Raw genomic sequence first — 14,334 nt, 5'->3', positions numbered from 1 at the left:
CCGACGGGGATTTGCCGACCTGGGGCACCATGGGTTCGTGAGCGAGGAACAGCAGGCGGTGCGCCTCACGGCGTGGGTGCACGGGCAGGTACAGGGTGTCGGTTTCCGCTGGTGGACGCGCAGCCGCGCGCTGGAGCTCGGCTTGACCGGGAGCGCCGCGAACCTGGCCGACGGTCGTGTCGAGGTGGTAGCGGAGGGTAGGCGGGACCACTGTGAGCGGCTGCTGGCCGCGCTGCGGTCCGGTGACTCACCCGGTCGGGTGGACACGGTGGTGGAGCGCTGGAGCACTCCGCGTGGTGGGCTGAGCGGCTTCGTGGAGCGCTGACGGCCCGCCTCCCCGAGCCGGGCAGCCCGCCCAGGTAGCATCGGGCGATTGAACCGAGTCCCCGGCCGTCGCGCCCGGACCGAGAGGGATTGGCCGCGTGCACCTCAAGAGCCTGACGCTCAAGGGCTTCAAGTCCTTCGCCTCGGCGACCACGCTGCGGTTCGAGCCCGGGATCACCTGCGTGGTCGGCCCGAACGGCTCCGGCAAGTCCAACGTGCTCGACGCGCTGCGCTGGGTGATGGGCACCCAGGGCGCCAAGGACCTGCGCGGCGGCAAGATGGAGGACGTCATCTTCGCCGGCACCTCCGGCCGCGCCCCGCTCGGGCGCGCCGAGGTCAGCCTGACCATCGACAACTCCGACGGCGCGCTGCCGATCGACTACACCGAGGTCTCGATCACCCGCCGGATGTTCCGCGACGGCGCCAGCGAGTACGAGATCAACGGCAGCACCTGCCGCCTGATGGACGTGCAGGAACTGCTCTCGGACTCCGGTATCGGCCGCGAGATGCACGTGATCGTCGGGCAGGGCCAGCTGTCCCAGATCCTGGAAGCCAAGCCGGAGGAGCGCCGCGCCTTCATCGAAGAGGCCGCCGGTGTGCTCAAGCACCGCAAGCGCAAGGAAAAGGCGCTGCGGAAGCTGAACGCGATGCAGGCCAACCTCGACCGCCTCGGCGACCTCACCACCGAGCTGCGCCGCCAGCTCAAGCCGCTGGGCAAGCAGGCCGAGATCGCGCGCAAGGCGCAGGCCGTGCAGTCGGAGCTGCGGGATTCGCGGCTGCGCCTGTTCGCCGACGACCTGGTCACCCAGCGCGCCACGCTGGCCAAGGAGGAGGCCGACGAGCACGCCGCCCGCGCGCGCCGCCACGAGGTCGAGCAGGCGCTGGAGATCGTCACCGCGCAGGAAAACGAGCTGGAAGCCTCGCTCGCCGAGGACGCGCCGAGGCTGACCGCCGCGCAGGAGACCTGGTACAAGCTGTCCGCGCTGGCCGAGCGGCTGCGCGGCACGGTCCGGCTGGCGGTCGAGCGGCAGCGGCACCTCTCCGCGGCGCCCGACGCCCACTCCGGCGGCCGCGACCCCGAGGAGCTGCTGGCCGAGGCCGAGCAGGTCGCCGAGCGCGAGCAGGAACTGGCCGAGGCCGTCGAAGAAGCACGCATGCTGCTGTCGGAGACGATCCAGCGGCGCGAGCAGCTCGAACACCAGGTGCAGGCCGCCGAGCGCGCCCACATGGCCGCCGTGCGCGCGATCGCCGACCGCCGCGAGGGCCTGGCCAAGCTGACCGGCCAGGTGGAGGCGCTGCGCAGCAAGAACGGTGCCACCTCCGACGAGATCGACCGCCTGACCGTCTCCATCGACGAGGCCGCCGAGCGGGCCGCGATCGCCGCCGAGGAACTGGAAACCGCCAAGGCCGAAGGCGGGGTCGAGGAATCCGACGACGCCGACCTGCAGGGCCGCCACGACCGCGCGGTCGAGGCGAACAACGCGGCGAAGGCGCGGGTCGAGGAACTGGTCAAGGCCGAACGTGCCGCCGAGCGGGAGATCGCCTCGGAGAAGGCCCGCGTCGACGCGCTGTCGATGGGGTTGCGCCGCAAGGACGGCGCCGGTGTGCTGCTCGGTGCCGCCGACCAGCTGCCCGGCCTGCTCGGCTCGGTGGCCGCGTTGCTGACCGTGGAGCCGGGGCACGAGGTCGCGCTGGCCGCCGCGCTCGGCCCGGTCGCCGACGCGATCGCGGTGACCGGCGGCGAGGACGCGCTGGCCGCGCTGAAACTGTTGAAGAGCAACGAATCCGGCCGCGCCGGCATTCTGCTCGGCAGCGACGAGTACACAGTGGACACAGCGGACTGGCCGAGCCTGCCGCCGGGTGCGCGCTGGGCCCGCGAGGTGGTCACCGCCCCGGTCGCGCTGCGGCCCGCGGTCGAGCGCGCACTGGCGCGAGTGGCCATTGTGGACGATCTGGAGACGGCGCGGCGGCTGGTCGCGGTGCACCCGTCGGTCAGCACGGTCACCGCCGACGGTGACGTGTTCGGCGCGCACTGGGCCATGGGTGGTTCCGCCCGCCAGGAGAGCGTGATCGAGGTGCAGGCGGCCGTCGACGAGGCGCAGAACCGCCTGGCCGCCGCGGAACGCAGCCTCGAACGCACCATCGCCGAGCTCGAAGGCGCGCGGGCCGAGCAGCAGGCGCGGCGTGAAGAGGTCGGCCAGGCGAAGGACGCGCTGGGTGAGGCGAAGGTCCGCCGTGCGCGGTCGTCCGAGCGGCTCAACCGCGTGCAGCAGGCGGCGCGTTCCGCCGAAGCCGAGGTGACGCGCCTGCGTGAGCAGCGCGCGAAGGTGGAGCGCACCCGGGAGCAAGCGCTTGCGCAGCTGGCCGAGCTGGAGGAGCGGCTGAACGCCGTCGCCGAGCAGCCGGTCGACGAGGATCCCGACACCTCCGAGCGCGACCAGGCGAAGGACGAACTGGCGGCGCTGCGGCAGGAGGAGGTCGAGGCGCGGCTGGCGCTGCGGACCGCCGAGGAGCGGTCGCGCGGGCTGGCGGGCAAGGCGGAATCGCTGCGCCGCGCGGCGTTCAACGAGCGGCAGGCCCGGGAGCGCGCGGAAAAGGCGCGGCAGGCCAGGGCGCGTGGTGCGGAGATCGCGGCGGCGGTGGTCGAAGCCGGTGAGTACGCGCTGGACCGGATCGAGGTGTCCGTGCAGCGCGCCGCCGCCGAGCGCGACGAGATCCAGGGTGAGCGGCAGCGCCGGGAGACCATGCTCGCGCAGGTGCGCGGCAAGGTCCGCGAGTTCTCCGGTGAACTGGAGAAGCTGACCGACGCGGTGCACCGCGACGAGGTGCTGCGTGCCGAGCAGCGGCTGCGGCTCGAGCAGCTGGAAACCAAGATCGCCGAGGACTTCGGCATCGGGCTGGACGACCTGGTCGCCGAGTACGGGCCCGACGTGCCGGTGCCGCCGAGCGCCGGGGAGATCGCCGAGTACGAGGCGGCGAAGGAGAGGGGTGAGCAGGTCAGCGCGCCGCAGCCGATCCCGTTCGACCGGCCGACGCAGCAGCGCCGCGCCAAGCGCGCCGAACGCGACCTGACCCTGCTCGGCAAGGTCAACCCGCTGGCGCTGGAGGAGTTCGCCGCGCTGGAGGAGCGCTACAAGTTCCTGTCTACGCAGCTGGAGGACCTCAAGGCGACGCGCAAGGACCTGCTGACCGTGATCAAGGAGGTCGACGACAAGATCCTCGAGGTGTTCAGCACCGCCTACGAGGACGTGGCGCGTGAGTTCGAGATCGTGTTCTCGGTGCTGTTCCCCGGCGGGGACGGGCGGATGGTGCTGACCGAGCCGGACGACCTGCTCGCCACCGGCGTCGACGTCGAAGCGCGGCCGCCGGGCAAGAAGGTCAAGCGGCTGTCGTTGCTGTCGGGTGGGGAGAAGTCGCTGGTCGCGGTGGCCATGCTGGTGGCCATCTTCCGGGCCCGGCCGTCGCCCTTCTACGTCATGGACGAGGTCGAGGCGGCGCTGGACGACACCAACATGCGGCGGCTGATCGGGCTGCTGGAGCAGCTGCGGGAGAGTTCGCAGCTGATCATCATCACGCACCAGAAGCCGACGATGGAAATCGCGGACGCGCTGTACGGCGTGAGCATGCAGGGTGACGGCATCACGAAGGTGATCTCGCAGCGCCTGCGGACGGACCGGAAACCGGCGCCCGCGCGGGTGGCCGCGAGCACGGCGGCCCCGGTTGAGGTGGAAGCCGCCCCGGAGGCGGATGTCGCGCCGGAAGCCGAGGCCGTTGCTTCGGAAGCCGCGCCGGAGGTCGAAGCCGAACCAGCAGCCCAAGCGGAAGCCGAAAGCGAACCGGCTGCTGAGTCCGTGTCCGAGGAGCCCCAGAGCTGAAAATCCGGTGGCGGCGCGAGCCGGTTTGCGGCACCGTCGGCGCATGGTTTCGCAGCTGCAGAACGTCGCGATCGACGCGGTCAATGCCTACGAGCTGGCCCGCTTCTGGAGTGAGGTGACCGGCTTCCCGCTGCATCCGGAGGACAAGCCGGGTGAGCTGGAGACGCAGGTGATGCTGCCCGAGGGGCCGCTGCTGCACTTCAACCAGGTCCCCGAGGCGAAAACGGCGCAGAAGAACCGGCTCCACCTGTGCCTGCGCCCGGAAACCACCCGCGAGGAGGAAACCGAGCGCCTGCTCGGCCTCGGCGCGACCCTCGTCGCCGACCGCCGCGAACCGGACGGCTCGGGCTGGGTCGTGCTCGCCGACCCGGAAGGCAACGAGTTCTGCGTCCTGCGCAGCGCCGCCGAACGAGCCGCCCAAGCCGCCGGTTGAGAGCTGCCCGGGGCAGTTGGCGGAATGTGACCGTTTCGCGCCGTTGTTCTGGCAGGATGCCCCGGGTGAGTGAGTCAGCGTGGCCGGCGGGTGACCCGCGGCGATTCTTCGACGCTCCGATCGATGCCGAGCAGCTGCGCGCCAGCAGCCCCAACATCCACGCCAGGGCGATCGCGGTGACCGTGGGCCTGGTGGCGGGCGCGGTCCTGATCGCGCTGGGCTGGTGGGCCATCGCCGACGGGCGGTGGTGGTCGGTGGTGCTGGGCATCCTGGTGGTGCTCGCCGGGCTGTACGCGGTGGTGCGCGGCTTCCGCGCCGAGCACGCGGTCAAGCCCTTCCGCGGCGGGCAGCTGGTGCCGGGTGTGGTGGTGCAGCAGGCCGACGGCAAGGTCGAGATCCTGGTGCTCGGCGACATCTCCCGCGACCCGGTTTCGCCGCCGCGCTTCGCCTACCGGCTGATTTCGTTCCGCGCCCGCGAAGGCACGCAGTTTGTGCCCGGCCAGTGGGTTCCGTGCGTGATGCACGGGTTCGTCGGCCCCGGCAGGCGCGACACCTGGTGGAACTTCGAGGCCTCCCCGATCTCCTGGGCGACGGCCGACGCGGCGGTGCTGCAGAACGCCGACCGCATGATCCCCGAAGCCGAGTGGACGCAACTGCTCACCGGCGCCGAGCGCATCACCGAACTGCGCCGCCGGCTGAGCAGGCTGCTGGTCATCCCGGACACCGAGCTGCCGGAGACCCTGCGCCGCCCGGCCAGCCGGATCGGCGTGCCGGTCGAATGGCAGGAAACCGGGCGCGCGCGATTCGTCGGCTCGCTTTCGGACCGCGTCCACCCCGCCATGCCCTGAGCACACCGAACACGAATGTGGCTTTCGGGGCGGAAAACGCCCCGAAAGCCACATTCGTGTTCTAGGCGGCTTCTTCGACCGGTTTCGCCGCCGTGGCGTCGGTGGCTTTCGGGTCCTGGGTGGAGTGCCGCAGCGAGAGCAGGCCGCCCACCACCAGGGTGATGATCACCCCGGCCAGCGTGTACCACGGGAACGCCAGCGCCACGTTGTTCCCCGCCGCCTTCGAGAAGTCGACGCCGAGCAGCGCGCCGCTCACCTTGTCGAACTTCACCCCGAGGATCACGAACGCCATCACCACCACGGTGACCACGAACGCCACGATCGCGTCCGCCTGCCGTGCCTTCTTGAACAGCAACCCCAGCAGGAACGCGCCCAGCAGCGCGCCGTAGGTGTACCCGGTGATGCCCAGCGCCTGCACCACGATCGGGTCGCTGGTCGAGGTGTACGACGCGAAGAACCCGGCGAACAGGATCAGGATCCCGGCCCAGACGATCGTCCAGATGCGACCCTGCTTGAGCCGTTCACCGTCGGAGAGCTGCCTGCCGATCACCCGTTCGTACACGTCGGTCACCGTCGAGGAAGCCAGCGCCCCGAGCGACGAACTCAGTGCGGCGGCGAGGATTCCGGCGATCACGAAGCCGGACAACCCGCTCGGCAGCTCGGTGACGATGTAGTTCGCGAACAACTCGTCGTTGGTGTTCAGCCCCAGCTGCTTGACCGGGTCCACGCCGTTGTAGAACGCCCACAGCATCACGCCGATGAACAGGAACAACGCGAACTGCAGGAACACCACCACACCGGAGGCGATCAGCGCCTTCTGCGCCGCGCGCAGGTCGTTCGTGGCCTGCAGCCGCTGCACGATCAGCTGGTCCGAACCGTGCGAGGCCATCGACAGCACCGCACCGCCGATCACCGCGGTCAGCACGGCGTACTGCCCGGTCAGCGGGTTCGACGAGAAGTCGAGCAGCTGGAACTTGTTGGCGTCCACGGCCTTCGAAAACCAGCCGTCGGGCAGGTTGGCCGCCAGCACCCAGATCACCGCGGCCCCGCCGAGCACGTACCAGAGCATCTGGATCGCGTCGACCCACACCACGGCCCGCACGCCGCCGAAGAAGCTGTAGATCACCATCGCGATGCCGAGCGCGATCACGATGGTCCAGTACGACACGTTCAGCCCGTACGCCCCGAGCACCACCTTGACCGGGATCGCGGTGGCGAACAGCCGGATCCCGTCGGCCGCGGTGCGGGTGAGCAGGAAGGTCACCGACGCGGTGCCCTGCAGCCCGCTGCCGAACCGCTTGCCGAGGAAGGCGTACGCGGTCACCAGGTTGCCCGCCACGTACCGCGGCAGCAGCACGAACGACACCACGATGCGGCCGAGGATGTAGCCGATCGCCAGGGACAAATAGGTCATTCCGCCCGCGCCGGGAGCGGCTATGTAGGCGACCGTGGGCACCGACAACACGGTCAGCGTCGACGTTTCCGCCGACACCACCGAGAGGCAGGCCACCCACCACGAGATCTTGCCCTCGCCGACGAAATAGTCGTTACCGGACTTCTGCCGGCCGCCGATCACGATGCCGAGCAACGGCATCCCCACCAGAAAGATCGCGATTATCGCGAGGTCGACTGCGCGCATTGACATCTCCTACCGTGTTTTACCCCGCGGCGCTATACGCAAACGGGTAATGACCGCGGGCAAGGGGGGCGGGAGCGCCGCGTGGCGCGCACCGGGGGTGATGCTGCCGAGCAGCCGCGGGCCGGCGGCGCCGGTGGCGCTCGGCAGGTTCGCGGGCTGGCCGTGCCAGGTCAGCCAGCCCAGCAACGCGGTCAGATAAGCCTCCTTGGCCGCGCGGGGCAGGCCGAGATCATCGCTGGTCCGCAGTTCGGCGGTGAGCCGGGCGGCGAGTGCGCGCATCAGCGCGGGGTTCTCCACGCCACCGCCGGAGGCCACCACCGTGCCCGCTTCGTGCCGCGCGCATTCGGCGGCGATGGTGGCCGCGGTCAGTTCGGTGAGGGTGGCGAGCAGATCTTCTCCGGAAAGGGTGAGATCGCGTGTGTGCGTACGCAGATAATCGGTGTGGAAATGTTCCTTACCAGTGCTTTTCGGCGGGGGAGCGGCGTAGTAGGGGTCGGCCAGCAAGCGATCCAGGAGTCCGGAGTGGACACGACCGGCGGCGGCGAGCGCGCCGCCGAGGTCGCTGCGCTGCCTGCCGCCGGTGACCTCGGCCGCGGCCAGGTCGAGCAGCGCGTTGCCGGGGCCGGTGTCGTAGGCGAGCGCGCCGGTGTCCGCGCGCACCACGGTGATGTTGGCGATGCCGCCGATGTTCAGGCCCACGGCCGGTTTGCCGCTGTCCTCGGCGAGGCCCCGCAGCCAGAGCTGGTCGAGCGTGCTGGCCAGCGGTGCGCCGTGCCCACCGGCCGCGACGTCGCGGGCACGCAGGTCGGCCACCACCGGCAGTCCGGTGCGTTCGGCGATCCACGCGGGCTGGCCGAGTTGCAGGGTGCCGCGTGCTCGTCCGTGCTCGACCCAGTGGAAGACGGTCTGCCCGAGCGAGGCGACCAGGTCCGCGCCGCCGGCGAGCTCGACGCCGGTGGCCGCGGCTTCGGCGAACGACTGGCCGACCAGCGTGTCCAGCCGGGTCAGTTCCTCGGCGGTGCACGGATTGGGCGGCAGCGCGCCGAGCAGCCGCTCGCGGAGTTCTTCGGGGTACGGGATCTCCGTCTCGGCGAGCGGGGTCAGCGCCACTTCGCCGTCCTCGGCACACAGCCGGGCGGCGGCCACGTCGATGCCGTCGATCGACGTGCCCGAGATGAGCCCCACGACGGTGAGGGGCCCGCCAGAACGAGCAGTCACGGAGGAGTGGTCTAGTCCTTGTCGCGGCCGGGGCGCAAGCGGATTCGTTACTTCTTGTCCAAACCGAGTTCACCCCGGTGGAGGCTTGGCCTGCGCGCGGGGGCGGATGGGAGCTGACGGCCCCGGATGCGAGGATGGCCGCGTGTCGAGCAACCTCTGGTTCTGGATCATCGTCGTAGTCGTCGTGGTGCTGGCGGTCGCGCTGGTCGCCGGGCTGACCATCGCGCGCAAGCGCAAGATCAGCCTGACCGAAGCCGAGCAGGCCGAGCAGGCCAAGGGCGTCAAGCCCAAGGGCGGCGGGTACCAGGCGGGCGGCGGCATCGCGCTGGCGCCCGGTGGTGAGCAGACCGAGGAACCGGCGCATCCGGCGGGGGAACGCACCGAGGTCGACGGGCAGCCGGGCGTCGGTGACGACGCCTCGGTGCCGCGGGACGCGCCGCGGCGGGGGATCGTCGATGTCGGCCTCCCGCCCGGCGACACCGAGGACGCGGAAGCGCCGGAAGCCGAGGTCAAGCCCGCACCCGAGGCGCCCGAGACCAAGCCGGAAGCCAAGGTCGCGCCGGAGGCCAAGCCCGCGCCGGAGGCCAAGCCCGCGCCGGAGGCCAAGCCCGCGCCGGAGGCCAAGCCCGCGCCCGAGCCGGTCGAGGAGATCGCCCCGGCCACCGGGCGAATCGAGCGGCTGCGCGGCCGCCTGTCCAAGTCGCGCTCGGCGTTCGGGCAGAGCCTGCTCGGCCTGCTCGGTGCCGGTGACCTGGACGAGGACTCCTGGCAGGACGTGGAGGACACGCTGCTGGTCGCCGACCTGGGCGCGGCGACCACCGCGGAGATCGTCGAGAAGCTGCGCTCGGAGCTGTCCGTGCGTGCGGTCCGCACCTCCGCGGAGGCCAGGACCGTGCTGCGCGAGGTGCTGATCGAGGCGCTGGCCACCGACGGCGACCGCGCGGTGCGCGCGTTGCCGCACGGCAGCGGGGACGACAAGAAGCCCGCGGTGGTGCTGGTCGCCGGGGTGAACGGCACCGGGAAGACCACCACCACCGGCAAGCTCGCGCGGGTGCTGGTGGCGCAGGGCCGTGAGGTGCTGCTCGGCGCGGCCGACACCTTCCGCGCCGCCGCCGCCGACCAGCTGCAGACCTGGGCCGACCGCGTCGGCGCCGAGGTGGTCCGCGGCAAGGAGGGCGCCGACCCGGCCGCCGTCGCCTTCGACGCGGTCAAGCGCGGGACCGAGGCGCGGGTGGACACCGTGCTGGTCGACACCGCCGGCCGCCTGCACACCAAAACCGGCCTGATGGACGAGCTGGGCAAGGTCAAGCGGGTGGTGGAGAAGCAGGCCAAGGTGGACGAGGTGCTGCTGGTGCTCGACGCCACCACCGGGCAGAACGGGCTGATGCAGGCGCGCGTGTTCGCCGAGGTGGTGGACGTGACCGGCATCGTGCTGACCAAGCTGGACGGCACCGCGAAGGGCGGCATCGTCTTCCAGGTGCAGCGTGAGCTGGGCGTGCCGGTCAAGCTGGTCGGCCTCGGCGAAGGCGCCGACGACCTGGCCCCCTTCGAGGCCGGCGCCTTCGTAGACGCCCTGCTCGGCTAAAAGTGTTCGGATGGGTTGGGGAGCGGTGCGGGTGGCGGAACCTCAGCCGCCTTCTCGCTCCGGGATCTCCAACTCATGAATGCCGATTCACCACGTTGAAGCTGTCCTCGCGAGAAGGCGCCTGAGAACCCGCCGCGGTGCGAGCTGACGGCCCACCGCAAGCGGCTCCGCCGCTTAGGACTCGGCTAAATCGGGTGCCCCGGCCCGCGCGGCCGGGGCAAAATGGGCCCCATGCCTGGTTGACGCACTTCCCGCGCCCCTCCTCGTCGACGGTTTGCCGCAAACCGCAACCGCCGCAGCCGCTTCGAGGAGAGACAAGATGAACATCGAACTGCGCCGTCTCACCGGCGCCGACGCCCAGCGCGTCCACGAGATCCTGGCCACGCCCGAGGTCGCCACCTGGTGGGGCGATCCGGACGAGGAAACCGCCGAGCTGGTCTCGCCGCAGGACCCGGACACCACCACCTACGCCATCGAGTTCGACGGCACCGTGGTCGGCGTGATCCAGAGCTCCGAGGAGCAGACCCCGCAGTACCGGCACGCCGGCATCGATCTCGCCGTGCACCCGGACTGGCACGGCCGCGGCATCGGCACGGCCGCGATCCACCGGCTGGCCACGCACCTGATCACCGAGCGCGGGCACCACCGGCTGACCATCGACCCGGCCGCCGAGAACGAACGGGCCATCGCCGTCTACCGCCGGCTCGGCTTCCGGCCGGTCGGTGTGCTGCGCCAGTACGAGCGCCGCCAGGACGGCACCTGGCGCGACGGCCTGCTGATGGACCTGCTCGCGTCCGAGCTCAAGATGCCGTGATGCGCTCCGAAAGCTCCTTCGCCACCCGCTGAACCGCGGGCGCGATGCGGGTGACCGCCTCCTTGGTGAGCCTGCCTTCGGGGCCGGACACCGAGACCGCGGCTGGGGTCGGCGTGCCGGTCAGCGCGACCGCCACGCACCGCACGCCGACCTCCTGCTCGCTCTCGTCCAGCGCGTACCCCTGCTCGGCCACCTCACGCAGGTGGGCGACCAGCCTGGCCGGGTCGGTGAGGGTGTGCGGGGTGTACGCGGGCGTGCCGGTGCGCGCGAGCAGCGCGCGGATCTCGTCCACGGGCAGCTGCGCGAGCATGGCCTTGCCGACCCCGGTGCCGTGCGGCAGCAGCCGCCTGCCCACCTCGGTGAACATGCGCATGGAGTGCTTCGACGGCACCTGGGCGACGTAGACCACCTCGTCGCGCTCCAGGATCGCCAGGTTCGCCGTCTCCCCGGTTTCCTCGACCAGCTCGGCCAGCAGCGGCCGGGTGGCGGTGCCGAACTGCACCCCGGCGTGTTCACCCAATCGGATGAGCCGGGCTCCCAGGGCGTACCGGCGATTGGTGTGCTGTCGGACGTAACCGAGGTCCAGCAGGGTCCGGATGAGCCGGTGGATCGTGGGCATCGGGAGGCCGGACGAGGTGGCCAGCTCGGAGAGACTTGCCTCACCCCCGGCGTCGGCCAGGCGTTCCAGCAGCTCAAAGGCGCGCTGCAGCGACTGCACGCTGCCGGGCCTGCGTTGAGTTTCCGCCATGCAGAAACTATAGTCCGCAAAATAGAAAACGTCTCCAAGTTGGGGTGTTCACACATGTCTCAAGTTCGTGTCCTCGGAGATTCCGTCGAAGGCGGCGAGGAAATCCTGACGCCCGAAGCGCTGGACTTCCTCGCCGGTCTGCACGCCGCCTTCGCCGCTCGCCGGGACGAGCTGCTCCAGGCCCGCCGCGCCCGCCGCGAGGAGGCCGCGCGCACCGGCAAGCTCGACTTCCTGCCGGAGACCGCGGAAATCCGCGAGTCCGACTGGAAGGTGGCCGAGGCGCCACCCGCGCTGCGCGACCGCCGGGTGGAGATCACCGGGCCGACCGATCGCAAGATGACCATCAACGCGCTCAACTCCGGCGCCAAGGTCTGGCTGGCCGACCTGGAGGACGCCAACACCCCGCACTGGCGCAACGTGGTGTCCGGCCAGGTCAACCTGCGTGACGCGATCCGGGGCGACATCGCGCTGGACACGCCGGAGGGCAAGAGCTACCGCCTGCGTGACGACGTCGAGCACGCCACGATCGTGGTCCGCCCGCGTGGCTGGCACCTCGACGAGCGCAACCTGGAGTTCGACGGCCGCTCCGGCGTCGGCGCGCTGGTCGACTTCGGCCTGCACTTCTTCCACAACGTGCGCGCGCTGCTGGCCAACGACAAGGGCCCGTACTACTACCTGCCGAAGATGGAGAGCCATCTCGAGGCGCGCCTGTGGAACGACGTGTTCACGCACGCGCAGAAGGAGCTGGGCATTCCGCACGGCACCATCCGCGCCACCGTGCTGATCGAGACCATTCCGGCCGCGTTCGAGATGGAGGAGATCCTCTACGAACTGCGCGAGCACGCCTCCGGGCTGAACGCGGGCCGCTGGGACTACCTGTTCAGCGTGATCAAGTACTTCCGCGACGCCGGTGAGAAGTTCGTGCTGCCGGACCGCAACAGCGTGACGATGACCGCGCCGTTCATGCGTGCCTACACCGAGCTGCTGGTGCGCACCTGTCACAAGCGCGGCGCGTTCGCGATCGGCGGCATGGCCGCGTTCATCCCGAGCAAGGACCCCGAGGTCGCGGCGAACGCGTCGAAGAAGGTCCACGCCGACAAGGCGCGTGAGGCGAACGACGGGTTCGACGGTTCGTGGGTGGCGCACCCGGGCATGGTCGAGCTGTGCAAGGAGGAGTTCGACAAGGTGCTCGGCGACAAGCCGAACCAGCTCGACCGCACCCGTGACGAGGTCAGCGTGACCGCGGAGCAGCTGCTCGACGTGGCATCCACCGAGGGCGGCGCGACCGAGGCGGGCCTGCGCGGCGCGGTCGACGTCGGTGTCCGCTACATCGCCTCGTGGCTGGGCGGGAACGGCGCCGCCGCCATCCACAACCTGATGGAGGACGCGGCCACCGCGGAGATCTCGCGGTCGCAGGTGTGGCAGTGGGTGCGCAACGGCACCCAGCTGGACAACGGCCAGAAGGTGACCCGCGAGCTGGTGCGCGAGGTGCTCGGCGAGGTGCGGAAGGAGCTGACCGGGACCATTCCGGACGATCTGCTCGAGCCGGCCGTCGAGCTGTTCGAGGAGGTCGCGCTCGCCGAGGAGTTCGCCGACTTCCTGACCCTGCCCGCCTACGAGCGGATCAAGTAACGCGATGGCAGCCGGGCGGCTCTCCGAAAACGTCTACGCGCACATCGACGCCCGCCTCGCCGAGGTGGACGCCCGCGTCGCCGGGTGGTACCCCGGTGAGCCGCCCGGCCGTCAGCCGGTGCACACGGTGTACGTGCCGGCCGGCCGGTTCACCGCCGACCTCGCCGCCAGGTGGGGCGAGCAGGCGGTGGCCGTGCTGGCCGAGCACGGTCCACTTGAGACGGACACGGCGGTGGCCGAGCGGGTGACCGCGAAGCTCGCCGCCGAGCCGATCGAGGACCTGCGGATCGACTTCGAGGACGGGTACGGCCGTCCCGGTGACGAGGCCGAGGACGCCGACGCGCTGGCGGCGGGTGCCGAACTGGCGGCGTCGGTGCGGGACGGCCAGGCGCCGCCGTTCACCGGCATCCGGTTCAAGAGCTTCGAGCAGCCGACGCGGCGGCGCGGCATCCGCACGCTGGACCTGTTCCTCAACGGCCTGCTCGGGGAAGGCGCGCTGCCCGCCGGGTTCGTGGTCACGCTGCCGAAGGTGACCGCGGTCGAGCAGGTGGCGGCCTGCGCGACGGTGCTGGAACAACTGGAAGGCGCGTACGGGCTGGACACCGGGGCGCTGCGGTTCGAGGTGCAGATCGAGACGGCGCAGTCGATCCTCGCCGAGAACGGCACGGTCGCCGTCACCAGGATCATCCAGGCCGGTGGCGGGCGGATCACCGGACTGCACTACGGGACCTACGACTACAGCGCCGGGCTCGGCATCAGCGCGGAGTACCAGAGCATGGAGCACCCGGCGGCGGACTTCGCCAAGGGCTTCATGCAGGTGGCCGCCGCCGGAACCGGGGTGCGGCTGTCCGACGGTTCGACGAACAAGCTGCCGGTGGGGGACCGCGAGGCCGTGCGCGCCGCTTGGCGGGAGCACGCCCGGCTGGTCCGGCGGTCGCTGGAACGCGGCTTCTACCAGGGCTGGGACCTGCATCCGCACCAGCTGCCGAGCCGGTACGCGGCCACGTACGCGTTCTTCCGCGCGGGCTTCGAACCGGCGGCGGCGCGGCTGCGCGCGTACGCGATGCAGGCCGAGGGTGGTTTCCTGGACGAACCGGCGACCGCGCAGGCGCTCGCGGCCTACCTGTGCCGGGGCCTGGACTGCGGTGCCCTCACCGGCGCCGACCTGCCCGACCTGGACCGGGCCACCCTGGACCGCTACGTCCGCCGGGCGTGAGG

At 71.0% G+C, this 14,334-nt stretch carries 11 protein-coding genes; 8 read left to right on the top strand and 3 right to left on the bottom strand.

Annotated elements, in window-relative coordinates; all coding sequences use genetic code 11:
* The first annotated feature begins 37 nt into the window (after positions 1-37).
* The 4 genes from A4R43_RS18850 (at position 38) to A4R43_RS18835 (ending at position 5,480) form a co-directional block, all read left to right on the top strand.
* Positions 38-325: an acylphosphatase gene (locus tag A4R43_RS18850; protein WP_113693538.1), complete on the top strand. Its 288-nt coding sequence runs from the start codon at positions 38-40 to the stop codon at positions 323-325.
* 97 nt (positions 326-422) lie between these two features.
* On the top strand, positions 423-4,199 hold the full coding sequence (gene smc / locus A4R43_RS18845) for a chromosome segregation protein SMC (RefSeq protein WP_113693537.1): 3,777 nt from the start codon (positions 423-425) through the stop codon (positions 4,197-4,199).
* A 43-nt stretch (positions 4,200-4,242) separates the two neighbouring features.
* Positions 4,243-4,632, top strand: a complete 390-nt coding sequence (locus A4R43_RS18840; protein WP_113693536.1) for a VOC family protein — start codon at positions 4,243-4,245, stop codon at positions 4,630-4,632.
* Between the two features lie 56 nt (positions 4,633-4,688).
* Positions 4,689-5,480 carry a DUF3239 domain-containing protein gene (locus A4R43_RS18835; RefSeq protein WP_113693535.1) on the top strand — a complete coding sequence of 264 codons (792 nt, stop codon included), beginning with the start codon at positions 4,689-4,691 and terminating at the stop codon, positions 5,478-5,480.
* A gap of 61 nt (positions 5,481-5,541) precedes the next feature.
* Here the strand turns inward: A4R43_RS18835 and A4R43_RS18830 are convergent, their stop codons facing one another.
* A complete protein-coding gene (locus tag A4R43_RS18830; RefSeq protein ID WP_113693534.1) occupies positions 5,542-7,119 on the bottom strand; it encodes a sodium:solute symporter in 1,578 nt (525 codons plus the stop codon).
* A gap of 9 nt (positions 7,120-7,128) precedes the next feature.
* A complete protein-coding gene (locus tag A4R43_RS18825) occupies positions 7,129-8,337 on the bottom strand; it encodes an anhydro-N-acetylmuramic acid kinase (RefSeq protein WP_113693533.1) in 1,209 nt (402 codons plus the stop codon).
* A gap of 142 nt (positions 8,338-8,479) precedes the next feature.
* Here A4R43_RS18825 and ftsY point away from each other — a divergent pair, with 142 nt between their 5' ends.
* Entirely contained in the window at positions 8,480-9,922 is a 1,443-nt protein-coding gene (ftsY, locus tag A4R43_RS18820; protein WP_113693532.1) for a signal recognition particle-docking protein FtsY, read from the top strand.
* Positions 9,923-10,241: 319 nt separating this feature from the next.
* Entirely contained in the window at positions 10,242-10,736 is a 495-nt protein-coding gene (locus A4R43_RS18815) for a GNAT family N-acetyltransferase (RefSeq protein WP_113693531.1), read from the top strand.
* On the opposite strand, the gene A4R43_RS18810 is transcribed toward A4R43_RS18815, so the two are convergent.
* The gene (locus A4R43_RS18810) at positions 10,723-11,484 is read right to left on the bottom strand and encodes an IclR family transcriptional regulator (protein ID WP_113693530.1); all 762 of its coding nucleotides are present in this window, start codon (positions 11,482-11,484) and stop codon (positions 10,723-10,725) included. The two genes, A4R43_RS18815 and A4R43_RS18810, sit on opposite strands and share 14 nt — an antisense overlap.
* A gap of 54 nt (positions 11,485-11,538) precedes the next feature.
* On the opposite strand from A4R43_RS18810, the gene aceB reads away from it, so the two are divergent.
* Positions 11,539-13,116 (top strand): malate synthase A, encoded by a 1,578-nt coding sequence (aceB, locus tag A4R43_RS18805; protein WP_113693529.1) that lies wholly within the window; start codon positions 11,539-11,541, stop codon positions 13,114-13,116.
* A 4-nt stretch (positions 13,117-13,120) separates the two neighbouring features.
* Entirely contained in the window at positions 13,121-14,332 is a 1,212-nt protein-coding gene (locus tag A4R43_RS18800) for a DUF6986 family protein (RefSeq protein ID WP_113693528.1), read from the top strand.
* Positions 14,333-14,334: the final 2 nt, after the last annotated feature.

This window comes from Amycolatopsis albispora (assembly GCF_003312875.1).
Lineage (GTDB): Bacteria > Actinomycetota > Actinomycetes > Mycobacteriales > Pseudonocardiaceae > Amycolatopsis > Amycolatopsis albispora.
This window is presented reverse-complemented; position numbering and strand designations above follow the sequence as displayed.

Excerpts from the sequence above, each read along its gene's own strand:
- A4R43_RS18840 (WP_113693536.1), top strand. The coding sequence starts at position 4,243 with ATGGTTTCGCAGCTGCAGAACGTCGCGATCGACGCGGTCAATGCCTAC.
- A4R43_RS18835 (WP_113693535.1), top strand. The coding sequence starts at position 4,689 with ATGCCCCGGGTGAGTGAGTCAGCGTGGCCGGCGGGTGACCCGCGGCGA.
- A4R43_RS18830 (WP_113693534.1), bottom strand. The coding sequence starts at position 7,119 with ATGCGCGCAGTCGACCTCGCGATAATCGCGATCTTTCTGGTGGGGATG.
- A4R43_RS18815 (WP_113693531.1), top strand. The coding sequence starts at position 10,242 with ATGAACATCGAACTGCGCCGTCTCACCGGCGCCGACGCCCAGCGCGTC.
- A4R43_RS18810 (WP_113693530.1), bottom strand. The coding sequence starts at position 11,484 with ATGGCGGAAACTCAACGCAGGCCCGGCAGCGTGCAGTCGCTGCAGCGC.
- aceB (WP_113693529.1), top strand. The coding sequence starts at position 11,539 with ATGTCTCAAGTTCGTGTCCTCGGAGATTCCGTCGAAGGCGGCGAGGAA.
- A4R43_RS18800 (WP_113693528.1), top strand. The coding sequence starts at position 13,121 with ATGGCAGCCGGGCGGCTCTCCGAAAACGTCTACGCGCACATCGACGCC.